This is a genomic window from Rhodococcus sp. SJ-2 (genome assembly GCF_053750035.1).
Genome location: NZ_CM132340.1, coordinates 1,955,553 through 1,977,035 on the forward strand (window position 1 = coordinate 1,955,553; position 21,483 = coordinate 1,977,035).

Consider the following 21,483-nt stretch of genomic DNA (forward strand, 5'->3'; position numbering starts at 1 on the left):
GCTACTCCTCCAGACGCTCGGTCCCGGCGGTTCCGGGTCGTAGCCGGCGCTGCAATGACAGCGCGTCGTACGGGGCAAATCCTTTCATGTCGTTGTCGAAATAGACGTACACGTCCAGCCCGTCGCCCACCCACGTTCCGATACGCTCGGACCAACGAGCGAGTACCTCGGATGTATAGCCACTCGCATACAACTCCTTGTCACCGTGCATCCGCACATACATGAAGCTGCTGGTGACCTCGGTCAGGAACGGATATCGTCCCGCGGTGTCGGCAACGACGAGAGCTACGTCGTGCGCCCGGAAGAGCTCGATCGCCGCCGACGATGCGAAATCGGGATGACGCACCTCGACAGCGTGCCGTACGGGCCGGTCGCCGTCGGTCGCCACCCAAGCCCGGTCGCCGGTCACCTTGTCCGTGTGCCCGCCGGCCAGCTCGACCGCAGCCGCCGTCGTGCGCGGCAGCTGGTCGAAGAACCCGGCGAGACGACGCTCGTCGAATCCGAGGGTCGGAGGCAGCTGCCACAAGATCGGACCGAGTTTCGGACCGAGCGCCAGCAGACCCGATGCGAAGAAGTTGGCCAGCGCCTCGTCGACGTCGACGAGGCGCTTCATATGCGTCACGAACCGGCCACCTTTGACCGCGAATACGAAATCCTCGGGTGTCTCGGCATACCACGACCGGTAACTGCTCGGACGCTGCAATGAATAGAACGAACCGTTGATCTCGATCGTGCCGAACCGCTCGGCGGCGTACGCGAGTTCGCGGCGCTGGACGAGGCCGTCGGGATAGAAGTCCCCTCGCCAGCCCGGATAACGCCAACCCGAGATTCCGATTCGTGCCGATGCCACGTCTCGAGGCTACGGCTGTATTTGCCCATCGGTATGGCGGTCTCGATTTCCCCTGCGGATCAAGGTAAGCCGACCTATTCTGAGGACCATCAAGATCGCGCCGTCATACGCAAGGAGCCGTCATGTCCGCGAATCCGGAGTCAGCATCCGACCTGTTCCGCTCGGTGTTCAAAACAGTGTGGTGGGTGGTGCTGATTCGAGGCATCCTCGCAGTCCTCTTCGGCATCGTCGCCCTGGTGTGGCCAGGGATCACCGTGTGGGCCCTCGTTGTCGTATTCGCCGCGTACGCGATCGTCGACGGGGTTGTCCTCGTGTGGCATTCCATCCGTGATCGAGCAACGCTCGACGGCTGGGGGCTGTGGCTGGCCATGGGCATCCTGTCGGTCATCGCCGGTCTGGTCGCGCTGTTCTGGCCGGGAATCACAGCGCTGGTGCTGCTGTACCTGATCGCGTTCTACGCAATCCTGTTCGGCATCATCGGCATCGTCGGTGCCCTGCGGTTCCGTAAGGTCCCGGATTCGGGGTGGGTGTGGTCGCTGATCGCCGGGGTAGTTGCAGTGATCTTCGGCGTGATCCTGCTGATCTTCCCCGGCTCCGGCATCCTCGGCCTGATCGTCCTGCTCGGCATCTACGCAATCCTGTTCGGCGTCCTGCTGATCGTCATGTCCTTCCAGGTACGCAGCGCCGCGAAGAAGGCCGGCATCATGTGAGCAGGCCGCTTTCCGGCGTCGGCCTCACGCGTTCATCAACCGGCCCCACGCGTGCCAGCGGTCGATCTCGATCCACGCACTCACACGCTTACGGTCGCGCACATGATAGGGATGCCCGATGTAATGCCGTGCGATCCGATCGATGTCGGTCAGGTCGGGGTCGTCGACGAATTCGACGACCCTGCCCTGAATGCTCACGTGGGTAACCCAGTCGTCCGGATCCATCGCGCTCAAAGCCACTCGCGGATCATTGCGGAGATACTCGAGACGCTTGCGACCCTCGTCCATGTTCACGAGGATGCGACCGTTCTCGTAGATGTACCAGGTGGGGACCGAAACAGGCTGGCCGCTGGCGCGCAACGAAGCAATCGTTGCATGGTTGGGGCGAGCGAGTAGTTCTGCAACGGCGTCGGGAAGCGGGGGCTTCGGCACGGTGAACCTCCTCCAGGATGGTGTTCTGTTCGAGTTCGAAACCCGAGCGTAGCGAACACCGGCCTAGAGACCTGGCCTCCCGCACGGTCATTTGGGGAGCGCAGCGAAGCCGCCGTGCTCGGCCGGCTCCCCCGGATCCCGAAGCGCCTCGTCCACACCACCGCACGGCACGCCCCGGGACCTGGCGCGCTGCACCAGGGTGGCCTCGGCGGGCGTACACAGTCCGTCGAGGACGTTGTCGGTCGCGACCACGTAGACGACCCGGTCATCGAGTTCCCGGGTCGGGGTGAGCCCGTGCTCGACCGCCCATCGCCGCACCAGTTCCCACTGGGTGAGTTCCGCCAGACTGGATGGGGTCCCGATCAGCAGCACCCGCGGTCGTGTTTCGCCCGGCCTCACGGTTTCCGGGGTGACGAATGGGCCGAGACGGATTGTGGTCATGAGTTGCCTTCCGGAGTTGTCCACGGATCCGACAGCATGGGCGATCCTTTCACGATCCGAACCGGACCGATCCGAGTCGACTCGGCGCAACGCACACCGGAACACCCGAGGCGATCACTCACGTGTCAACTAATAGTGTGTGAAATCACAAACACATTTCGCTGTGATTGGTATTACACCACGATCTGGTCACGCGCGACCCAATCGACACACCCGTTCGTAACCCGTCGAGCGATACCGACACCGGCCAGGTTCGGCACACCCGGCGGTCACGTGTGATCCCTGACCGGCTGGGCATTCCGTGTGCATGAAACCGAATCGACCAGGGTGAGGCGCTGGTCGACGCCGAGACAGCAACTTACGCCGAACAGGGTCACACAGCCGGTATGTCGCCGAGCCCGCTGCGGCCCGCCGTCCGTGATGTGGAGGAGAGAGTCGATGCCCGAATGGAATGACATGCTCCTACCCAGCCTGCTGGTACTCGAACTCGTCATTCGCGGCACGATCACCTTTCTGGTGCTCACACTGCTGCTCCGGTTGGTCGGTCAGCGTGAGGCAGGCGGGCTGGGATTGACCGATCTCCTCGTCGTCGTGCTGGTTGCCGACGCTGCGAGTTCCGGAATGATGGGCGATGCACAGACGATCGGGGACGGCTTCATCGTGGTGGTCGCGATGTTGTTCTGGAGTATCGTGCTCGACGCTCTCTCCTACCGGTGGCCGGGATTCTCCCGCGTGGTCAAGGCGCGACCACGCACGTTGATCTCCGACGGCAAGCTCAACCGGAAGGTCATGCGCCGCGAATTCATGACATACGACGAGGTGCTCTCGCAGCTTCGGCTGCACGGGATCTCCGACGTCGCCGGTGTACACCGGGCGTATCTGGAACCTAGTGGAATGGTGAGTGTGATCCCCGCCGGGAACGAGCAATTGGTCGATCAACCCGAGAAGCCGGCCCTCTGACGAGGACGCCCGCTACTCACCCGGAGGGCCACCGTCGAACCGGTGCCGGGCACGTTGCATCTCTACCCGCTTTCCGGAGACAGGGGTGCCCTCTTCGGTGAGAAGCTCCAGCGCACGACCGCCGTGACACGACGCGGGCGTCCCATCTGCGTGGACGACCCGCCACCAGGGCACGTCGTCCAGCATGCTCATCGCTCGGCCCACCTGCCGTGGACCCGCTCCGATTCGTGCGCCTATATCGCCGTAAGAGGCCACCGATCCCGCAGGAATGGACAGGATCGCGTCTCGAACTTCGTCGATGATGCTCATGTCGTCTCGCCCGGTGGCGGCGGGTAGGTCAACCGCCCGTTGTGCACGTGCGCGTTCTCGTTCAATGTGGCAGATCTGGTGGCCGTCGCCGACATGATGTGGGTGACCTCTACGCCCGCGACTAGCAACGCGTCGGTGATCAACCGCCGATGACAACGCCACGGCACTGCCTCACTGCACATGATCGCCGGTCGTTCATGTGCGGAGAGTTCGATCAGCTCCCGCAGTCCTTCTGCGAACTCATTGCTCTGCATGTAGTCGGCGTAGTCGCGGAAGGCCTTGACCCGCCACGCTCCGTTCGCGCTCGGTGTACCCGCGGGTGTGTGCCTGCGGCCACCCAACTTCGGCATCCACCGATAACCGATCGCATCGGGCAGTGCCTCGATGATCGCAGCTTTGTTCCACTGCGGGAATTTTCTCGACGACGGGAACGAGCGCACGTCGATCAGGTAGGTGATCCGAGCGGTCTGCAACATGGCCAGTACTTCGTCGAACTCGCGTGTCGAATGACCGAGCGTCCAAATATGTTTCGTCATCAGGGTTCTGGAACTCCACATATCTCTCCACCCTCGATCTGCAACCGTGGCGACGCCGGCAATCTCTAACCGTCGACAGCCGACGACGCCATGGCAGCCACCGCTGGGACCATCCGATCCAGCGCCCACGCCCATCGTGAGTGCGGTGTCGGATGCTCCCGGGTAGAGCCCATCGCGTCCCAGCTCCACCACGCCACACGCCATACGCTGAGCGCCAGCTCCGCGTGGAGCCGCGCTTCGCCCTCGTCGAAACTCGGGGCCAGGGTACACAGGACTGCGACGGCGACACGCGTCAATTCACCATCCTCGCTCGAGACATGAGCGCGCAGATCCGGTTCCGCTTCCAGGAGTGCGCCGATGCGGCGATGTTCGTGATGGTCGATCGGATCGTCGCGGATGAGTTTTCCGAGCCTGCCCATCAAGCGTCCTACGGCCTGCCGGGGAGTGAGCACAGCACCGGCCTCTCCGGGGTGATCCGCCACAAGGGCAAGCAGGGCCACCCTGAGTTCACCCTGCCCGGGCAGGATCGCAGCCTCCTTGGATGGGAAGTAACGAAAGAAGGTCCGTGCGGAAATGCCGGCCGTCTCCGCGATCCGAGCCACCGTCGTTGCCTCCAGCCCATCGCGCTCCACGCACTCGACAGCGGCCTGATGGATCAGGGCAGTGGTCTCGCGGCGGCGGCGCTCGCGCAATCCTCGCGCGGGTGCGGATTCAGACATATCCACATCCTGCCGCATCACTCCGTGTGGGGTACCACACCATTCTGTCGCATTACGCCAACTTGGCAGAGTGTGTCATAATTTTCTGTCTCCGCACCCCACTCGGAAATCAGGTACCCCCTTGACCACAACGGCCCGAACCGCCGCACCCACAGCACTCCCGCCGGCCGTGAAGGGCACAATCACCGTGCTCGCCGTAGCCGCCTTCGTCATGATCCTCAATGAGACAGTCCTGGCAGTGGCCATGCCGCAGCTCATGATCGACTTCGGTGTGGACGCCACAGCAATCCAGTGGCTCTCGACTGGATTCCTGCTGACCATGGCCGTGGTCATCCCCACGACCGGCTTTCTCCTGCAACGCTTCACGGTCCGCAGCCTGTTCACGAGCGCGCTCGTATTGTTCCTCGCCGGTTCGCTGCTCGCCGCCTCGGCCCCCAGCTTCCCCGTCATGCTCGCTGCCCGGGTGGTCCAGGCCGGCGGTACTGCAATCATCATGCCGTTGCTCATGACCACGACCCTCACTGCGGTACCGCCTGCCCGGCGCGGTGCCATCATGGGCATGAACACCATCGTCATCGCGTGCGCCCCGGCCGTCGGCCCCACGCTCTCCGGAGCCATCCTGGGTTCGGCCGGCTGGCGCTGGATCTTCTGGATGATGGTCGCCATCGCCACCGTGACGCTGCCGATCGGACTGGCCTTCGTCGCGAAGGGCGGAGAAACCCGGCGCGCCCCGCTCGATGTGCTCTCGGTAGTCTTGTCCGCGTTCGGCTTCGGCGGCATCGTCTACGCTCTCTCGGGCGCGGAGGCCGCACTGAGAGGCGCATGGATTCCCACGGCTGTCGCTCTTGCGATAGGAGCCGTCGGGCTGGTGCTCTTCGTCGCCCGCCAGCGGATACTGCAGGACCGCGGCGCGTCGTTGCTGGATCTGCGTCCTTTCTCTGTGCCGACGTTCCGCTTCTCCGTCATCACCGTGGCCATCAGCTTCGGCCTGCTCCTGGGTTCGGTGGTCCTGCTGTCCATGGTGCTGCAGCACGGGCTCGGAATGAGCTCGCTCGGGGTCGGACTGCTGTTGCTACCCGCCGGGCTCGTCCAAGCCGTGCTTGCACCCTTCGTCGGCCGAGCTTTCGATCGCGTCGGCCCGCGCCCCCTGGTCCTTCCCGCAACCGTCCTCCTGGCCGTGTCGATGTTCGCACTGGGCTTCGTCTCCACCTCCACCCCGATCTGGTACGTGCTGCTCTTCAACACCCTGTACGGAGCCGGCATGGCCTTCGTACTCACATCGCTGCTGACCGCCTCGCTCTCGTCGCTACCGCGCCACCTCTACGGCCACGGTTCGGCGATCATGAACACCTTCCAGCAGCTGGCTGGAGCCGCTGGCACCGCACTGTTGGTGGCGGCCATGACATTCGGTGCCTCCAAGGCGACCGAAACGGGACCTGCCGCGGAAATGGCGGGAGCCCGCTGGGCGTTCCTGATCTCGGGAGTGCTCTGCCTGATCGCGATTCTCACCGCGACGAAGATCCACTCGGCAACGGCCGAATCGTCTCGACCCGAGTCCCTGGTCCCCGTGGAAGACGACGACAGGGCGCGCACCGTGTAGGAAGCGCACTCCCGAAGATGCCCTCGTCGACAGGTACGTCTGTTTCAGCGAAACCACCGCGCGTTGCGCGCGACCGTCCGACCATGGAAGGCGACAGCAACGCCGGTCGAGGAAAGCAGGAGCCATGCCGACATACCTGTGGCAGGTCACCTATACCGCAGAGGGCGCGAAAGGACTACTGAGCGACGGCGGCAGCGCCCGCCGCGATGCGATCGTCGCCATGGTCGAAAGTGTCGGCGGCACCGTCGAGTCCGTGCACTTCGCGTTGGGAGGGCACGATCTGTACGTGCTCGGTGAGGTGCCCGACGAAATTGCCGCCGCCACTTTGGAACTGCGCACCATCGCGTCGGGCGCAGCGCGGTCGAAGCCGATCGTGCTGCTCACCCCCGAGCAGGTCGATGAGGCTTCGCGCCGCGATGCGTCCTATCGGGCGCCCGGCAGCTGACCTGCGCCGAGCACTTCGGCGGTGTGCTGCCCGTGCCGAGGGGCGGGACGAGCATCGGTGTACCGGCCGTTCCAGCGCAGCGGCGGCCGCGCGGTGAGCACAGGACCGATATCCGGCTGGTCGATGTACTGCACCACCGAGTCGGAGCGGGCGGCGAGATCTGCGGCCACTTCGTCCATCGTGCGGTACGGCGCCCACAACACCCGCGTGCCCGCGAGGTCCGCTTCGATTCGAGCGAGGGTTCGTTCCGAGAACCAGGGTGCAAGGATTGCGGTGATCGCCTCGCGCGCCGCGTAGCGGTCGCCCTCGCGATCGAAGTCGAGCCCGCGCTGGGCACCGAGCGCGTCGAATACCGCTTCGGTGCCGGTGACCTCGACGAGCGCCCGCCACTGTCCGCGAGTCAGGCCGACGATCATGATGTAGCGGCCGTCTGCGGTCGCGAATTCGGAGCCGTAGCTGCCGTACAGGGCGTTGCCCTGCAGCTCACGCCCCGACCCACGTGCCTGCGCTTCGGCTAGCCAGCCCATGCTCGCGACCGCAGCATGTGCGACGTCGTCGAGCGCGAGTTCGAGATACGCTCCCGCGCCGGTCTGTTCGCGGCGACGCAGCGCGGTGACGATGCCGAGTGCGGCATGCACACCGGTGAGCAGATCCCACGCGGGCAGCACGTGGTTGACCGGCGTGCCGAGGCCGGCAGGCCCCGTCATCAGCGGGAGACCCGCGGCAGCGTTGACGGTGTAGTCGACCGCAGGGGTGCCGTCAGCATTGCCCGCGATATGCACATGGATCAGGTCCGGGCGATGCGCGAGGAGCACATCGTGGGCGAGCCACGGGGCATGCGCCGCGTTCTCGAGGACGATGCCTGCGTCGGCGATCAGTTCGACGACGCGGGCCCGGTCCTCGTCGCTGCGCAGATCCACCGCGACCGAGCGTTTCGCCTGGTTGAGCCCCGTCCAGTACAGGCTTGCGCCGTTCTCGGTCAGTGGCCAGCGGCCACCGTCGACAGCACCGCCGACCGGGTCGACGCGAACGACGTCGGCGCCGAGTTCGGCGAGCATCCGGCCTGCCGTCGGCCCGGCGACGAAGCTGGACAGATCGACCACACGGACGCCGTCCAGCGGGCGCACGGTCACGCGACCCGCTCGAAGATCGCGGTCAGGCCCTGTCCACCACCGATGCACATCGTCTCCAGGCCGTAACGCGCGCCGCGACGATCGAGTTCACGCAGCATCGTCGCGAGGATCCGCACTCCGGTCGCACCGACAGGGTGACCGAGGGAGATCCCGGACCCGTTGACGTTGGTGCGCTCGAAATCGGCTGCGGTGAACTTCCATTCACGCGTCACGGCGAGGGCCTGCGCGGCGAATGCTTCGTTGAGTTCGATGAGGTCGATATCCGACAGGTTCAGCCCCGCCCGATCGAGGGCCTTCGCGGTGGACGGCACCGGGCCGATGCCCATCTCGGCGGGCGACACACCGGTGGCGGCCCACGTGACGAGTTTTCCGAGCGGACGCAGGCCCAGCCTGTCCGCGGTCGCGCGGCTGGTCACGATGCAGGCTGCGGCACCGTCGTTCTGCCCGCTGGCGTTGCCCGCGGTGACGGTGGCGTCGGGGTCCTGCTTGCCCATGATCGGGCGGAGCTTCGCGAGGGTTTCGACGGTGGTGTCGGCGCGCGGGTGCTCGTCGCGGTCGACCGTCTTGGGATCGCCTTTGCGCTGCGGCACCTGCACTGGCACGATCTCGTCGGTGAACTTGCCCGATTCGATTGCGGCGACCGCGCGCCGGTGCGACTCGACGGCGAGTTCATCCTGCTCCAGGCGGGGGATATCGTACTTCCGCCGCAAATTCTCGGCGGTTTCGAGCATGCCACCGGGCACCGGATAGTTGCGGCCACCGGCGGTGACGCGGCCACGGGCGAGGCGGTCGTGCAACGCGGCGGGCGCACCCTTGGCTCCCCAGCGCATCGATTCGGTGTAGTACTCGGAGCGGCTCATCGATTCGACCCCGCCGGCAATGACGATGTCGGCGACACCGGTCTGCACGCGCATCGCGGCATCGAGCACCGCCTGCAGACCCGAACCGCATCGCCGGTCGAGTTGCAGACCGGGGACGGTGACGGGCAGGCCCGCGTCCAGCGCCGCCACACGACCGATCGCGGGTGCCTCACCGTTGGGGTAGCACTGGCCGAAGATGACATCGTCGATCCTCTCGGGGTCGAGCGCTGTGCGCGACAGCAACTCCGAGATGACACGAGCGGCCAAGTCTGTGGCGGGCACGTCGATGTACATACCGCCGTAACGGCCGACGGGGGTGCGCAGTGGCTCGCAGATGACCACATCGGTGGCGGCTGCGTGTGAAGCAATCGAATCAGTCACGACGGAAATCCCTTTCACGGTCGATCCAGTTCTGCGCCCATTCGCGCAGTTCTACGGCCCGGATCTTCGAGCCGTTCCCGCCCACGGTGGTGGGCATGCGGTCGATGACATGGATGGCCGCAGGCACCTTGAATGCGGCGAGTTCGCTCTTGCACCAAGCTTTCAGGTTCTCGGCATCCGTGTCGGCGGGCGCATCGTCCGTCGGTACCACGAAACCGACGGCCTGCGTGTAGCCACCGACGCCGGTGATCCCGACGACCTTCACGACACCCACCCCCGGATGCTGAGCGAGGCGACGCTCGATTTCGGCGGGGTCGACCAGGAACCCGCGCAGGCGCAGCACGTCGCCCATGCGGCACACGTAACGGTAGCCGCCGTCGCCCAGTGCCACAGCGAGGTCGCCGCTGCGAAACCAGCCGTCCTTCGTGAAGGCGCGCACCGCAGCCTCGGGATTACCCAGGTAGGCGTCGACGACGTTGGGGCCGCGGAACTGCAGTTCACCCTGTTCACCGTCTGCGACCGGCGTGTCGTCGAGAGGATCCGCGACACGCAGCTCGATCGCGGACTCGACCGCGCGGCCACCACCGTTCCAGCGCACCGATTCCGGGTCGTCGGCGTTCCACAACATCGCGAGAGCGAACACCTCGGACGACCCGAAGACACCGGAGGTGTGCGTGCCGAACTCGTCGCGCGCCCACCGTGCGATCTCGTGTGATCGTCCGAGGAAGTCGGCGATCCCGATCCACCTCAGGGTCGACAGATCCGTTCGCTCGCCGGCGTGCCATTCGTCGTAGAGGCGGCCGAACAGGTCGTCGGCACCCACCGCATGGGTGACCTTCACCTGCCGCATGCGGCGGAGCACCGCCGACGGATCGAACACCGTTTCCATGAGCAGTGCACCGCCCCCGGCGATCATCGCCACGGCGGTGCTGAAGCCGAACACACCGGAGACGGGAAGAACACACAGCCCCACGTCACCCTCACCGACCTGCATGATCGCAGCATCGGCATGGCCGTGTCGCACGATGGCGCTGTGACGGTGGGCCGCGAGCTTCGGGACACCGGTCGAGCCGGAGGTCGTGAACGCGACAGCCAACAGGTCGTCGGGGTCGTCATCGACTCCGGCCGCGGTGAGGGTCGCCCGATCGGGTGTGTCGGGCACCCGGATGCCTCCCGTATTTCCGCTGCCGGCGATCCAAGCTCCCCCGCCGAGGTCGAATTCTCGGGCAATGGCAGAGATTTCGGTGGGCCCGTGCACCACCGCGATGACCGGGGTCGCCACATCGGGAACAGATGCGGCAGCTTCGGTGAGACGACCGAACAGGTCCAAACCGTGGAATGCAGCCGGGACGGCGACCACGGCCGGACACGCAGCGGTGAGGATGTGGGCGACCTCACCGGTGTTGTACCGGGTGTTGACCCCGATGACGTGAGCGCCCACCGTGGCTGCGGCGAACTGCCAGACAAGGGCGTCGGACCAGTTGGGCAGCATCACCGCGATGCATTGCCCGGGACGGACTCCGACGGCGTCGAGTTCGGCGCACACCGCTTCGGCGCGGTTGCGCAGGTCGGATCTGCTGCTGACGATGACGTCGTCGCCGACCACGTCGTACGTGATTGTTGCTTCGGGGTTTTCGGAGACGAGCGAATCCAGCAGCGCCGACAGAGTCTCGGTTCTGGTGCTCACAGCACTACCTCCTCGGCGACGACCGACCGCTGCATTTCGTTGATCCAGGTATCGACGAGTCCGGCGAAGTCGTCGATTTCTTCCATCGGGTAGTGGCCGATCCCGTCCAGCACGGTGAATCGTGCACGACCGGGCGTGGTTTCGTTGGCGAGTTCTGCGACGCGTGCGATCTCGTCGACATCGATCCACGGGTCATCACGGCCCGCGACGACATGTAAGGGTGCCGTGACCTGGTTCAGCCGGTCGCGCACGTCATGAGTGCCCCAGCCGATCAGGTCGGACGACGAGATCTCCGGGTCTTCGCGCTTGTGCATGAGCGCTATAAGGTGAGCCTTGCCGTCGGGAACCGAACGCCCCACCGATGCAAGAGTACCCAGGTACGTCCGTTCAGCACGAGCAGGACCGGCGACGTCTTCGAGTTCTCGACGGAGACCGTTGACGTTGACGCGGCCGGGACCTGCTTCGGCCTCCATGGCGATCGCGCCGGAGAGTGGCCGCTCGGGGCGGGTCGCGAGTTCGAGGGTGAGTTTGCCACCGATCGAGCAACCGATCACGTAGGGGCGTTCGATTTCCAGAGCGTCGAGTACGCCGCACAGCCAGTCGCCGTAGTCGACGATACTGGTCACCGGACCGGACGGCGCGGGCTCGGAGCGTCCATGCCCGGGCAGGTCGGGCACGATCACGCGGTAACCCCGGTCTGCGAGGTCGCGCGACACGTGCCGCCACTGCACGCCGCTCTGACCGGCGGTGTGGATGCACAGGACCGCAGGCAACGCCTCGACGTCGGGGTGGTCGGGTGTGACGATCTCGACGAAGCCGAGAGCGCCATCGATTTCGAGATAACGGGCCTCGATCATGAGTCGGCCTTCCGGGCGATGAGTCGCGCATGCGCGATGATCATGTTGAGCGGCTTGGTCAACCTCAGGTACTCGTATCCGTCTCCGGTGGAGGAGAACTCACCGCTGATCGCGCGCCGCATGAAATCGTCGGCATCCGACAGAACGAGGTCGACCCAGGTATGGGCCGGTGCGACAAAGGTGAACGTGGCGCCGTGAGGGGCGCGGCGGGTGACATCGATGATGTTGCCCTTGTAGATCCGGAGATGGAGTTCCCTGTCGCCGCAGCGCAGACCGATCGTGCCGTCCCAGGTGGACAGTGACGAGGTGAACCCGCGGTCGTCTTCGAGACTGTCGCTCAGAAGGTTTCCCCATTCGGCACTGCAGAAGTCGAGTTCCGGCGCGGATACGGCCGCGGCGGGATCGTCGAGAATCCATGTTTCAGTGCCGCTCTCGCGAATCGCCCCTGCGTTGTCGCGCAGCATGATGTGCCGCTCGACGCGGCCACCGGCAACGCGGGTGATCACGGACTCGATGATCACCGTGTCGCTCACGCCCACTGGACGGTCCGTCTTCCACTGGGCTTGCGTCCGGTTGGCATCGGGTACGGCGGGGGTGACGATGTCTGCAGCAGTCACACCGACACCGGGGGAGCCGGCGGGCAGGGACACCCCGGCAGCCGAGAGGATCTCGGACACGAGGAACGACTGTGGCCCGGTCCGGTCGCCGACCTCAGCAAGTTTCGGGGGCATTGTGGTGCTCATGCTTTTTCCGGCCTTCCGAGCAGTTCATCCGAGATGATTCGCATCTGGATTTCGCTGGTACCTTCGAAGATCTTGGTCAGACGGGCGTCGCGCCAATGCCTTTCGACCTGGAAGTCGGTGGTGTAGCCGGCGCCACCGTGGATCTGCACTGCCTCACTCGTAACCTGTTCTGCCATTTCGGTTGCCACGAGCTTGCACATCGACGCTTCGAGCGAGCAGCGACGTCCGGTATCGATGTCGGTCGCCACCGAGTACATGAGCTGGCGGGCCGCTTCGATATCGGCGGCCATCTTGGCGATCTTGAACCGAAGATGCTGGAAATCGCCGATGGGGCGCCCGAACTGACGGCGGGTGTGCATGTACTCGATGGAGTCTTCGAGCGCGGCGCGGGCAAGGCCGATCGCGCGGGCCGCAGTGTGGGCACGACCCACTTCGAGGCCGGATACGGCGAGGTAGAAGCCCTTGCCTTCTTCGCCGAGCATCTTGCCTGCCGGGATTCGGTAGTTGTCGAACGCCAATTCCCAGGTGCTCCAGCCGAAGTAGCCGATCTTGCGGACCTTCGTGCCCGAGATTCCGTCGGGGAATCCGCCGCGTTCCTTCTCAATGAGGAACGCGCTGATCCCGCGATGCGGCTTGGCCGGGTCCTTGTTCGGGTCGGTACGAGCGAACAGCACCATGTAGTCTGCCTCGTCGGCGTACGTGCACCACATCTTCGTGCCGTTCACGACCCATTCGTCGCCGTCACGCACGGCTCGGCACGAGATGTTGGCAACGTCGGAACCCGCTTCGGCCTCGGACAGGGCGTAGGCACCGAGGTACTCGCCGCGCGCGACCTTGGGGAGCAGCGCTTCCTGCTGTTCCTGTGTGAACCCGCCGCCCATACCGTTACCGCGCGCAAGCAGGCCCGACACGCTCATCCATGCACGGGAGAGTTCCTCCGCGACGAGGCAGTACTCGAAGACGCCGAGCCCGAGGCCGCCGTATTCCTCCGGGATCATGATCCCGAAGAAGCCGATCTCGGCCATCTCCTTCTTCAGCGAATCCGGGATCGTGCCCTGGACGGGGTCGAGTTCGTTCGCCACGGGCAACACCCGCGTCATCGCGAAGTCGCGGGCAAGATCTCGAATCCCGAGGCGCTCTTCGGTGAGGTAGCGCGGCGAGTCGGTGCGGGGCTGAGACGGCCGGTGAGTCATGGGTACTCCCTCTATGGACCGGAGTAGGTCATTAACGCTTGTTCACCCAGTACAGCACGAGACCCACCGCCCGTCAACGTCCCGGGTCAGGCTTTCCGGTATCCCACGAGGTTGAGCGCATATCGGCCGTAGTCGTCGGCCACTTCCTGCGCGGTGAGCGGGCCGTCCACACGGAACCACAGCGGGATCCCCGCACACATCGTCAACACCGCAGTGACTGCCTGATGCACGTTCGGGAGATCGAATAACCCCTGTTGGGCGGCCTCTTCTGCAATCCCGACGAACAATTGCTCCTGCGCGTCACGCGACCCCACGACACGTCGGCGATTGAGATCGTCGAGATAGCGCAGCTCCGTGTTGGCCACGAGGCAGGCCCGCGGATTCCGCGCGGTGAACAGCGCATGGGCGACGACGGCGGCCTTCCATTTCTCGGCCGGATCCGAACCGGCCTTTCGCAGGGCATTCCGAGTCGCGGTGAACTGCTCATCGCTCGCTCGACGCAGGATCTCGACCAGCAATTCCGACTTGTTCTCGAAGTGGTTGTAGACATTTGCAGCACTACAACCTGCACTGTTCGCGATATTTCGCATGGTTGCACCGTGAAATCCGGATGCATAGAACTCGTCGAGAGCGGTCTCGAGAATTCGCTCCCGGACGGACGACAGTGTCGCAGTTGACCGCGTGTTCATCTTTCGAAGGGTAGAGGTACATGCGACGACCAGCAACAACGCCCCAGTTGACCGCATACCCACCCCTTGCTATGGTTTGGATCACATGAACATGCGTTAACCCAAGCGCTTCCGGAGGCTCTCCCGTGACCAACCCCAAATCCGATCGCTCTCTCGTCGAGCGCATCACTCGCCTCGAAGACCTCGAGGCGATCCGCACGCTCGATGCCCGGTACTGCCGCCATCTCGACGACGGGAACTGGGACGCCTTGATGGACCTGTTCACCGAGGACGGCGCGTTCGACGGCCTATCGCATCCCAAGGGCAAGGACGAGATGAAGACGTTCTTCGCCGGACTTGCCGACGGCGGCCTCACTGCGTTCTGGCATTTCATCACCAACCTCGAGATCGACCTCGACGGTGACCGCGCCACGGTCCGCTCGTTCCTGTGGCAACCGTGTGTCACCGACGGCACGGCGAGCATCGCGGCCGGACGCTACACCGACGAGGTCGTCAAGATCGACGGCCGGTGGCTCTATCGCGTCAAACAGGTCCGCTTCCATTTCTTCGGACCCCTCGAAGCCGGCTGGGACGAGAACCTCTTCGCCCTCGATACGGCACGCCGAGCGGCGGTGCGAGCATGAACGACACCGTCTCGGACAAGGGCACATTCGCCGCAGAGGATCTGGTCTGGTCGAGGATGCTGCAGCTTCCCGAAGTCGCAGAGTTGCGACGTCGACGCAAGCTGGTGACCACCACACTCGGCGGTGCCACCATCGCCCTGTTCACGAGCTTTCTGATCGCTTGGATCGGCTTCCCCGACCAGCTCGGCTCCAACTCGATCCTCGGTTTCCCACTGTCGATCTGGGTGGTCTTCAGTCAGTTCGCCGGCACCTGGGTCATGGTGTGGGCATATTTCCGGCTGTCTCGCACATACATCGAGCCCGCCTCCGACGCGGCGATCCGCGCCGTGACCGACAACCGTCCCGACTCCGAGGAGGTGGTCGCATGACCGGCGACGCCGACTACCTGGCCATTGCGATCTGCAGTGCCGTCATCTCGCTGACCCTGTGGGTGACGTTCGCCGCGTCACGTCGCGCCAAGAGCGCCGACGGCTTCTTCGCTGCCGGACGGTCGATCTCGAGCTGGCAGAACGGATTTGCCATCGCGGGTGAATTCATCTCCGCCGGTAGCTTCCTCGGCACCACGGGCCTGATCTTCTCCAAGGGCGTCGACGGCACCGTCATCCTGTTCACCTCTGTCATCTCGTTCCTTCCGGTGCTGTTCCTCCTCGCCGAAAAGATGCGCAACCTCGGCAAGTACACCCTCGCCGACGTACTCGTCTTCCGCACCGAGTCTCGCAATGTGCGGGTCGTGGTGGCGCTCAGCACGATCACCACCGGCACGTTCGTTCTCCTGGCGCAGCTCGTCGCAGCAGGTGTTCTGCTCGAGTCGGTATCGGGAATCCCCTTCTGGCTGTCCGTGATCGTGGCCGGTTCGCTCATGGGTATCTACGTGTTCGTCGGTGGCATGCTCGCCACCACCTGGGTCCAGGTCATCAAATCGACCATCCTGTCGGTGCTGGCACTCATCGTGTGCTTCGGCATCCTCGCGCAGTTCGGCTTCAGCTTCCCCAAGGTTCTCGGCGACGCCACCGACAACGCCGTTGCCGGTGAAGCCATCCTGTCGCCGGGCCTGATCTTCGGTGAGACCAGCGCGATCAACCTCATCTCGTATGCCCTGGCGTTCGCACTCGGCACAGCAGGAATGGCGCACATTCTCATCCGGTTCTTCACCGTCCCGGAAGCGCAGACCGCACGCCGGTCACTCGGCTGGACCGTCGCACTGTGCAGCATGTTCTACCTGATCGTCATCGTGATGGGTTTCGGCGCCGCGGCACTCCTCGGTCCGAACGGCACCGACCTGGTCGGACCCGGCGGAAACCTCGCAGCCCCGGTCCTCGTCACCGAACTCGGCGGCGGCATCGGCACGATCGGTGGTTCGATCGCGCTCGCTCTCGTCGCAGCGGTTGCTTTTGCCTCCATCGTCGCGGTGGTGGCAGGCGTAGTGATCTCGGCTGCAGGAACATTCGCCCGCGACGTGTGGCCGGCGTTGACGCGCAAGGAACCCGTCGAACACCTCGATGTCGAGGACCGGCACCGCGAAGAGAACGCTCAGGCACGCATTGCGCGCTACGGTGCCGTCGCGTTCAGTGTCATCGCGATCGGCCTGACCATGCTCATCGGCGACGACACCAATATCACGTTCTTCATGGGCATGGCATTCATGGTCGCCGGAAGCGCCCACCTGCCCGCTCTGGTACTGAGCCTGAACTGGCGGCGATTCAACAGCACCGGCGCGATGTGGGGTGTGCTCACCGGCCTGATCTCGACCGTCGTGAGCCTCATGTTCACCGAAGCCCTGTGGATGGGCAGCGGTCCCGCACCACTGACCATCCAGCTGCCGGTGATCTTCACGATGCCGCTCGGCCTCGCAGCCTGTGTCATCGGTTCTCTCGTCGCGGAGAAACGACGCGGTCGCGGGATCCACGACGACGAGAAGTTCGCGGAGATGCTGGTGCGTGCCGAAACCGGGATCGGCGCAGAGGTCGCGTCCACCCACTGACGCGGACCTACCCGGCCTCCCCGGGTGCGGCACGCAAGCAGATGGCACTCAGTCGAAGGTCATGCCGGCATCGGCGCCGCGTTGCATGGTGGTGTTCGCACCATCGAGCGACTCGCGAATGATGTCGGCATGACCGCTGTGGTGGGCCGTCTCGCGGATGATGTGCAACAGGATCTTTCGCGCACTCCACCATTCCCGCTCCGGTGCCCACGGTGCGGTCGGGAGCGGAACCTGCAGGTCGAGATCGAGACCTGCGACGAACTCCTCGGTCGCAGCCGCGACCTTCGCATACTCGTCCAGCAATCCGGCGAGGGTCTCGTCGTCGCTCATGTAGTACGACACCATCGCTGAATCCATGTCGAAGACGGCGTTCTCGTCCAGTTCACGAATCCTGTCGATCCAGCCGCTCTCGGTGGCCGATACGTGCTTGATGAGCCCACCGAGCGTGAGGTCGCTCGGAGTGCTGCGGGTGCGCGCGCCGGCGTCGTCGAGTCCCCGCACGGTGATCAGGAGCATTTCACGCTGTTCCGCGAGCATCGCCAGAATTTCTGCGGCTTCCACGGTGATGTTTTCGGTCATGCTCTCACGGTAGAGACAATCGAGGACAACTTCGGTCCGCAATCAACACCTGGTCGGAATCAGGCCGCGAAACCCACCGCGCCGATCACCGGGATGACCGTCATGAACACGATCGCAACGATGAACAGGGCGATGGTCAGCTTCCTGTTCCACTTGGCTCGCGCTCCGCTGGCCGCGGCGAGGAAGAACACGAAGCCCAGACAGATGGAACCGATTCCGATGATCACAGGTGTTTCGAGCATGTGCCCATCATTCCGTACACCAGGCGCACCGATATCACCGGTTGAGTTGTGCGATACGCGCGCTGAGCACCGTCGCAAACGACGTCCACACGGGGTAGGGAAGCAGCGCCGCACCGGCGACCGGATGAGCCGCAGCGGTGCGTCGCGCGAGGTCGGCGCTGCTGATGGTCAGTAGAGCCGAAACCGCCGTCGCCAGGGCGGGGCGATGCCATTTGAAGAACACCCAGGACCATCCGCCGTTGAGCACGAGGTTGGCGGCGAGCGCAGCGACATAGTTCCGGCGCTCCTCGCGGGTGCCCCGATCGGCCAACTCGTCGAGCGCTACCGCAGAGGTCGCGGCGAGGTCGGCGTACAACGTGGTCCACACGATCGGAAACGCCGCCGGGGGCGGTTGGAAGCGCGGCTTGCGCAGCTTGCGGTACCAGCGCGAATCGACGTCACGCGATGCGATCGATCCTATGAGCGCGGTCGCTGTCGTCGCAGCCGCAGTTCCCAGTCCGGTCGTGAGTTTCATCCCGATACGCCTTTCCTCGAACACCGACGACTTCCGACTTCGGCTACCCGGGGCCCGGCAATACGAAACCCGATATGCAATCTGGGGGTTGCAACAAAGAACATTCAGTGCAACCATGGGGTTGCACTTCATCCGGAGATCCACCCTCAGGAGAAATCATGACCGACGAACTCGGCACCATCGAACGGCAGATCACGATCGACGCTCCGGCCGCACGAGTATGGGAACTCGTCGCCGAGCCCGGCTGGTACATCAACGACAGCAGGATCACCGAACACCGGATCGAACGCAACGGCGACCTCACCGTCGTGCACGACCCTGTCCACGGCGCCTTCACATTCCGCACCATTGCGCTGAACGAACCGAACTATGCAGCATTCCGCTGGCTGTCCGACCACACAGACCCCGACAGCCCGTCCACGCTCGTCGAATTCCGGCTCGATGCCGTCTCCGACACCTCGACCGTCCTGAGCGTGACGGAGACCGGGTTCGATTCACTCCCGGGTGACTCCGTCGAACGCCGCGCAAAGTACGAGGGCAATGTCGAAGGCTGGATCATCGAACTGGGCCTCGCCAAGGCGCATCTCGAGATGGGGAGAACCGTTGCCGCACACTGATTCGAACGGGACGCCCGACACCACACGCGTGTTCGCAGCCCTGGCCGACGACACGCGGTGGAGCATCCTGCAGCGCCTCGGCGGCGCACCTGCCTCTGCGTCGGGCCTCGCATCGGAGTTCACCGTGTCGCGTCAGGCCATTGCCAAACACCTTGCGGTCCTGGAGGATTGCGGACTGGTGACATCCGAACGCATCGGCCGCGAACTCCGTTTCTCCGCCGCCGGTTCCAGATTGAGCGCACTCGGGCGAGCATTGGATGACGTCGGCTCCGGGTGGGACCGCAGGCTCGATGCCATCAAGGAAGCCGCGGAACACCCGCCCGGTTCGGAGTAGCGGCGTCGCGCTCGTCGTAGTCCTCGCGCATCGATAGTTCCTCACCGGCCCGGCGCACAGTCCATTTGCTGCCCACCCGTCGGGCCGGCGAGGAAACACCTGCCGATCGACTACTTGCGGCCTGCCTGCCACTGCATGCCCCACCCGTAGGCACGGTCGAGGTCGGACTGGCTGCCGTTGACGTACTCGACGAGACGCTCCACCGTCACGCCCTGGCCCGTGCTCTTCAGCATTGCGATGGCGCAGATGCGGGCGCCGTTGTTCGGCGAATCGAGGCGGACCTCGATTTCCTGACCCGACGGCTGGGTGAGAGTGATGACGCCGTCGACGGCGGCCCAGTTCGCTGCACCCTCGTAGATCATCGCGAAGATCAGCACTCGCTTGAACAGCTCGGGGCGTTCGAGGTTGATGTGCATGTTCTCGCCGCCCTGGGCGGAGCCGGTGCGGTCATCGCCGTCGAGGTGGACGTACGGCGCAGTGTTCAGCGCTCCGAAGCTGTTCCCGAGCGCCTGGATGACGCCCTTCGAGCCGTCGGCCAGCTCGTAGAGGCACCCGAGATCGAGGTCGACCCCGCCGGTGGCACCGGTGAGCTTGGCGAGGAATCCCTTCTTCTGCTCACCGCGCGACCAGTTGAGATTCACGCGGACCACACCCTGTCCCGCACCGCCCTTGCTGAGGCTTACGGTGGGGGATTCTTTCGTCAGGTTGATCTTGCTGAGGTTCACTCCACTGGACCCCTGCTCGGGCTTCTTGTTGTAGTCGATGGCCATGTGCGTGCCTTTCACTGAGTGGTGTGCAGATGTGCAGGTGCCGGATACGGAAAATGGGAGCCCTCGGCCCGAAGACAAGTCGGGGGCTCCCATCGGCTCAGTGCGATCAGACGGACACTTCCGCCTTCGCTTCCTTGCGGTTGCGGTAGATGCTCGACCCGAACGCTGCACCGATCAGAACGATGCCGACCAGACCGGTGATGAGCTCCGGGACATGGGTGCCGATCGAGTACAGCAGGATCAGTGCGAGCGCACCGATCGCCCAGTGGGCACCGTGTTCGAGATAGACGTACTCGGACAGCGTGCCCTTGCGGACCAGGAAGATCGTGATCGACCGGACGAACATGGCACCGATGAAGCCCAGACCCAGCGCGATGATGATCGGGTCGGACGTGATCGCGAATGCGCCGATGACACCGTCGAAGGAGAACGAGGCATCGAGAACCTCGAGGTAGAGGAACAGGAAGAACCCGGCTTTACCGGTTGCCTTCGCGAGGCCGCTCGGCCCACCGGTCGGTTCCTCGTCCTCTTCCGGGATATGGAACATCTCGCCGAGGCCGTTGACCGCAATGTATGTGATCATGCCGAGCGCACCGGCGATCATCACGGTCGAGACCTTGTCGTCCGGCGCGATGATCGTAGCCGTGATGAGGAGCAGCACGACCGCGATGACGACCTCGAGCTGGTCGAGCTTGCCTGCCTTCGCCAGTGGCCGCTCGAGCCATTCCAGCCACTTGATCTCACGTTCTTCGAGGATGAAGTGCAAGAACAACATCAGCAGGAACATGCCACCGAATGCCGCGATCTGCGGGTGGGCGTCGGTGATCAGCGTTTCGTAGCTGGGGTCGCCGTTGGGGAAGTACGCCGCACCATCCGCCGGCGGGTTGAGCGCGAGGTCCAACGCTGCGATCGGGCCAAGGCCCGACGCAACCCACACGATGAGCAGCGGGAAGACCAGACGCATACCGAAGACGGCGATGAGAATGCCGATGGTGAGGAAGATCTTCTGCCAGAACTCGCTCATCCGCCGCAGCACGGTCGCGTTGATGACCGCGTTGTCGAACGAGAGCGATACCTCGAGAATGCCGAGGATCACGCAGAGGAACAGAGCTTGGGGACCGCCATAGAGGAAGGCAACCACCAGAGAGACGACGGTGACGGCGAAGGACGCACCGAATACTCGCAGTACCACGAAGCGTGGCCTTTCTTTTCGAATTCAGGGCTATGCAGGGTGGTTACTGCAATCCGGCAAATGCAGATCCGGTCCCGGCATCGAGG

At 64.5% G+C, this 21,483-nt stretch carries 27 protein-coding genes; 9 read left to right on the forward strand and 18 right to left on the reverse strand.

Features of this window, described 5'->3' with window-relative positions; genetic code table 11:
- Nucleotide 1: 1 nt before the first annotated feature.
- Nucleotides 2-850, reverse strand: coding sequence for a DUF72 domain-containing protein (locus ACSYG9_RS09050; RefSeq protein ID WP_440126845.1), 849 nt, complete (start codon nucleotides 848-850; stop codon nucleotides 2-4).
- A gap of 122 nt (nucleotides 851-972) precedes the next feature.
- On the opposite strand from ACSYG9_RS09050, the gene ACSYG9_RS09055 reads away from it, so the two are divergent.
- On the forward strand, nucleotides 973-1,560 hold the full coding sequence (locus ACSYG9_RS09055; protein WP_440126846.1) for a DUF308 domain-containing protein: 588 nt from the start codon (nucleotides 973-975) through the stop codon (nucleotides 1,558-1,560).
- A gap of 24 nt (nucleotides 1,561-1,584) precedes the next feature.
- On the opposite strand, the gene ACSYG9_RS09060 is transcribed toward ACSYG9_RS09055, so the two are convergent.
- Entirely contained in the window at nucleotides 1,585-1,992 is a 408-nt protein-coding gene (locus tag ACSYG9_RS09060; protein ID WP_440126847.1) for a TIGR03618 family F420-dependent PPOX class oxidoreductase, read from the reverse strand.
- Between the two features lie 87 nt (nucleotides 1,993-2,079).
- Complete coding sequence (locus ACSYG9_RS09065) at nucleotides 2,080-2,433, reverse strand: hypothetical protein (RefSeq protein ID WP_440126848.1); 354 nt, start codon at nucleotides 2,431-2,433, stop codon at nucleotides 2,080-2,082.
- A gap of 438 nt (nucleotides 2,434-2,871) precedes the next feature.
- On the opposite strand from ACSYG9_RS09065, the gene ACSYG9_RS09070 reads away from it, so the two are divergent.
- Nucleotides 2,872-3,393 (forward strand): YetF domain-containing protein, encoded by a 522-nt coding sequence (locus ACSYG9_RS09070; protein ID WP_440126849.1) that lies wholly within the window; start codon nucleotides 2,872-2,874, stop codon nucleotides 3,391-3,393.
- Between the two features lie 12 nt (nucleotides 3,394-3,405).
- Here the strand turns inward: ACSYG9_RS09070 and ACSYG9_RS09075 are convergent, their stop codons facing one another.
- From ACSYG9_RS09075 to ACSYG9_RS09085, 3 genes are all read right to left on the reverse strand, one after another.
- A complete protein-coding gene (locus ACSYG9_RS09075) occupies nucleotides 3,406-3,702 on the reverse strand; it encodes an MGMT family protein (RefSeq protein ID WP_440126850.1) in 297 nt (98 codons plus the stop codon).
- Nucleotides 3,699-4,238, reverse strand: a complete 540-nt coding sequence (locus ACSYG9_RS09080) for a DUF488 domain-containing protein (RefSeq protein ID WP_454842169.1) — start codon at nucleotides 4,236-4,238, stop codon at nucleotides 3,699-3,701. The genes ACSYG9_RS09075 and ACSYG9_RS09080 overlap by 4 nt, the downstream gene beginning before the upstream one ends.
- 65 nt (nucleotides 4,239-4,303) lie before the next feature.
- Nucleotides 4,304-4,957 (reverse strand): TetR family transcriptional regulator, encoded by a 654-nt coding sequence (locus tag ACSYG9_RS09085; protein ID WP_440126852.1) that lies wholly within the window; start codon nucleotides 4,955-4,957, stop codon nucleotides 4,304-4,306.
- Nucleotides 4,958-5,078: 121 nt separating this feature from the next.
- On the opposite strand from ACSYG9_RS09085, the gene ACSYG9_RS09090 reads away from it, so the two are divergent.
- Together ACSYG9_RS09090 and ACSYG9_RS09095 are read left to right on the forward strand one after the other, a co-directional pair.
- Nucleotides 5,079-6,557, forward strand: coding sequence for a DHA2 family efflux MFS transporter permease subunit (locus ACSYG9_RS09090; protein ID WP_440126853.1), 1,479 nt, complete (start codon nucleotides 5,079-5,081; stop codon nucleotides 6,555-6,557).
- A gap of 124 nt (nucleotides 6,558-6,681) precedes the next feature.
- Nucleotides 6,682-7,002 carry a GYD domain-containing protein gene (locus ACSYG9_RS09095; RefSeq protein ID WP_440126854.1) on the forward strand — a complete coding sequence of 107 codons (321 nt, stop codon included), beginning with the start codon at nucleotides 6,682-6,684 and terminating at the stop codon, nucleotides 7,000-7,002.
- Here ACSYG9_RS09095 and ACSYG9_RS09100 read toward each other — a convergent pair.
- The 7 genes from ACSYG9_RS09100 to ACSYG9_RS09130 form a co-directional block, all read right to left on the reverse strand.
- Entirely contained in the window at nucleotides 6,981-8,135 is a 1,155-nt protein-coding gene (locus ACSYG9_RS09100; protein ID WP_454842170.1) for a CoA transferase, read from the reverse strand. The genes ACSYG9_RS09095 and ACSYG9_RS09100 overlap by 22 nt on opposite strands.
- Nucleotides 8,132-9,289 (reverse strand): acetyl-CoA C-acetyltransferase, encoded by a 1,158-nt coding sequence (locus ACSYG9_RS09105; RefSeq protein ID WP_454842920.1) that lies wholly within the window; start codon nucleotides 9,287-9,289, stop codon nucleotides 8,132-8,134. The genes ACSYG9_RS09100 and ACSYG9_RS09105 overlap by 4 nt, the downstream gene beginning before the upstream one ends.
- Before the next feature lie 79 nt (nucleotides 9,290-9,368).
- Nucleotides 9,369-11,063 (reverse strand): AMP-binding protein, encoded by a 1,695-nt coding sequence (locus ACSYG9_RS09110; protein ID WP_454842172.1) that lies wholly within the window; start codon nucleotides 11,061-11,063, stop codon nucleotides 9,369-9,371.
- Complete coding sequence (locus ACSYG9_RS09115) at nucleotides 11,060-11,920, reverse strand: alpha/beta fold hydrolase (RefSeq protein WP_454842174.1); 861 nt, start codon at nucleotides 11,918-11,920, stop codon at nucleotides 11,060-11,062. The genes ACSYG9_RS09110 and ACSYG9_RS09115 overlap by 4 nt, the downstream gene beginning before the upstream one ends.
- Nucleotides 11,917-12,663 carry a hypothetical protein gene (locus ACSYG9_RS09120; protein ID WP_454842175.1) on the reverse strand — a complete coding sequence of 249 codons (747 nt, stop codon included), beginning with the start codon at nucleotides 12,661-12,663 and terminating at the stop codon, nucleotides 11,917-11,919. The genes ACSYG9_RS09115 and ACSYG9_RS09120 overlap by 4 nt, the downstream gene beginning before the upstream one ends.
- The gene (locus tag ACSYG9_RS09125; RefSeq protein WP_440126860.1) at nucleotides 12,660-13,856 is read right to left on the reverse strand and encodes an acyl-CoA dehydrogenase family protein; all 1,197 of its coding nucleotides are present in this window, start codon (nucleotides 13,854-13,856) and stop codon (nucleotides 12,660-12,662) included. The genes ACSYG9_RS09120 and ACSYG9_RS09125 overlap by 4 nt, the downstream gene beginning before the upstream one ends.
- Nucleotides 13,857-13,942: 86 nt before the next feature.
- Nucleotides 13,943-14,545, reverse strand: coding sequence for a TetR family transcriptional regulator (locus ACSYG9_RS09130; protein ID WP_440126861.1), 603 nt, complete (start codon nucleotides 14,543-14,545; stop codon nucleotides 13,943-13,945).
- Nucleotides 14,546-14,670: 125 nt separating this feature from the next.
- Here ACSYG9_RS09130 and ACSYG9_RS09135 point away from each other — a divergent pair, with 125 nt between their 5' ends.
- Genes ACSYG9_RS09135 through ACSYG9_RS09145 form a run of 3 tightly spaced genes read left to right on the forward strand, consistent with a single transcriptional unit; the run spans nucleotide 14,671 to nucleotide 17,149 of the window.
- Nucleotides 14,671-15,168, forward strand: a complete 498-nt coding sequence (locus ACSYG9_RS09135) for a nuclear transport factor 2 family protein (RefSeq protein WP_454842177.1) — start codon at nucleotides 14,671-14,673, stop codon at nucleotides 15,166-15,168.
- Nucleotides 15,165-15,536, forward strand: a complete 372-nt coding sequence (locus ACSYG9_RS09140) for a DUF485 domain-containing protein (RefSeq protein WP_440126863.1) — start codon at nucleotides 15,165-15,167, stop codon at nucleotides 15,534-15,536. Before ACSYG9_RS09135 ends, ACSYG9_RS09140 begins: the two co-directional genes overlap by 4 nt.
- Nucleotides 15,533-17,149, forward strand: a complete 1,617-nt coding sequence (locus tag ACSYG9_RS09145; protein ID WP_440126864.1) for a sodium:solute symporter family transporter — start codon at nucleotides 15,533-15,535, stop codon at nucleotides 17,147-17,149. The genes ACSYG9_RS09140 and ACSYG9_RS09145 overlap by 4 nt, the downstream gene beginning before the upstream one ends.
- Before the next feature lie 48 nt (nucleotides 17,150-17,197).
- Here the strand turns inward: ACSYG9_RS09145 and ACSYG9_RS09150 are convergent, their stop codons facing one another.
- Genes ACSYG9_RS09150 through ACSYG9_RS09160 form a run of 3 tightly spaced genes read right to left on the reverse strand, consistent with a single transcriptional unit; the run spans nucleotide 17,198 to nucleotide 18,484 of the window.
- Complete coding sequence (locus tag ACSYG9_RS09150) at nucleotides 17,198-17,728, reverse strand: DinB family protein (protein ID WP_440126865.1); 531 nt, start codon at nucleotides 17,726-17,728, stop codon at nucleotides 17,198-17,200.
- Between the two features lie 59 nt (nucleotides 17,729-17,787).
- The gene (locus ACSYG9_RS09155) at nucleotides 17,788-17,970 is read right to left on the reverse strand and encodes a hypothetical protein (protein ID WP_440126866.1); all 183 of its coding nucleotides are present in this window, start codon (nucleotides 17,968-17,970) and stop codon (nucleotides 17,788-17,790) included.
- Nucleotides 17,971-18,004: 34 nt separating this feature from the next.
- Nucleotides 18,005-18,484, reverse strand: coding sequence for a tryptophan-rich sensory protein (locus ACSYG9_RS09160; RefSeq protein ID WP_440126867.1), 480 nt, complete (start codon nucleotides 18,482-18,484; stop codon nucleotides 18,005-18,007).
- Between the two features lie 158 nt (nucleotides 18,485-18,642).
- On the opposite strand from ACSYG9_RS09160, the gene ACSYG9_RS09165 reads away from it, so the two are divergent.
- Together ACSYG9_RS09165 and ACSYG9_RS09170 are read left to right on the forward strand one after the other, a co-directional pair.
- Complete coding sequence (locus ACSYG9_RS09165; RefSeq protein ID WP_454842179.1) at nucleotides 18,643-19,101, forward strand: ATPase; 459 nt, start codon at nucleotides 18,643-18,645, stop codon at nucleotides 19,099-19,101.
- A complete protein-coding gene (locus tag ACSYG9_RS09170) occupies nucleotides 19,088-19,435 on the forward strand; it encodes a metalloregulator ArsR/SmtB family transcription factor (RefSeq protein ID WP_440126869.1) in 348 nt (115 codons plus the stop codon). Before ACSYG9_RS09165 ends, ACSYG9_RS09170 begins: the two co-directional genes overlap by 14 nt.
- Before the next feature lie 110 nt (nucleotides 19,436-19,545).
- Here the strand turns inward: ACSYG9_RS09170 and ACSYG9_RS09175 are convergent, their stop codons facing one another.
- Both ACSYG9_RS09175 and ACSYG9_RS09180 read right to left on the reverse strand, forming a co-directional pair.
- The gene (locus ACSYG9_RS09175) at nucleotides 19,546-20,205 is read right to left on the reverse strand and encodes a TerD family protein (protein ID WP_440126870.1); all 660 of its coding nucleotides are present in this window, start codon (nucleotides 20,203-20,205) and stop codon (nucleotides 19,546-19,548) included.
- A gap of 106 nt (nucleotides 20,206-20,311) precedes the next feature.
- Complete coding sequence (locus ACSYG9_RS09180) at nucleotides 20,312-21,397, reverse strand: DUF475 domain-containing protein (protein ID WP_454842182.1); 1,086 nt, start codon at nucleotides 21,395-21,397, stop codon at nucleotides 20,312-20,314.
- Nucleotides 21,398-21,483 lie beyond the last annotated feature (86 nt).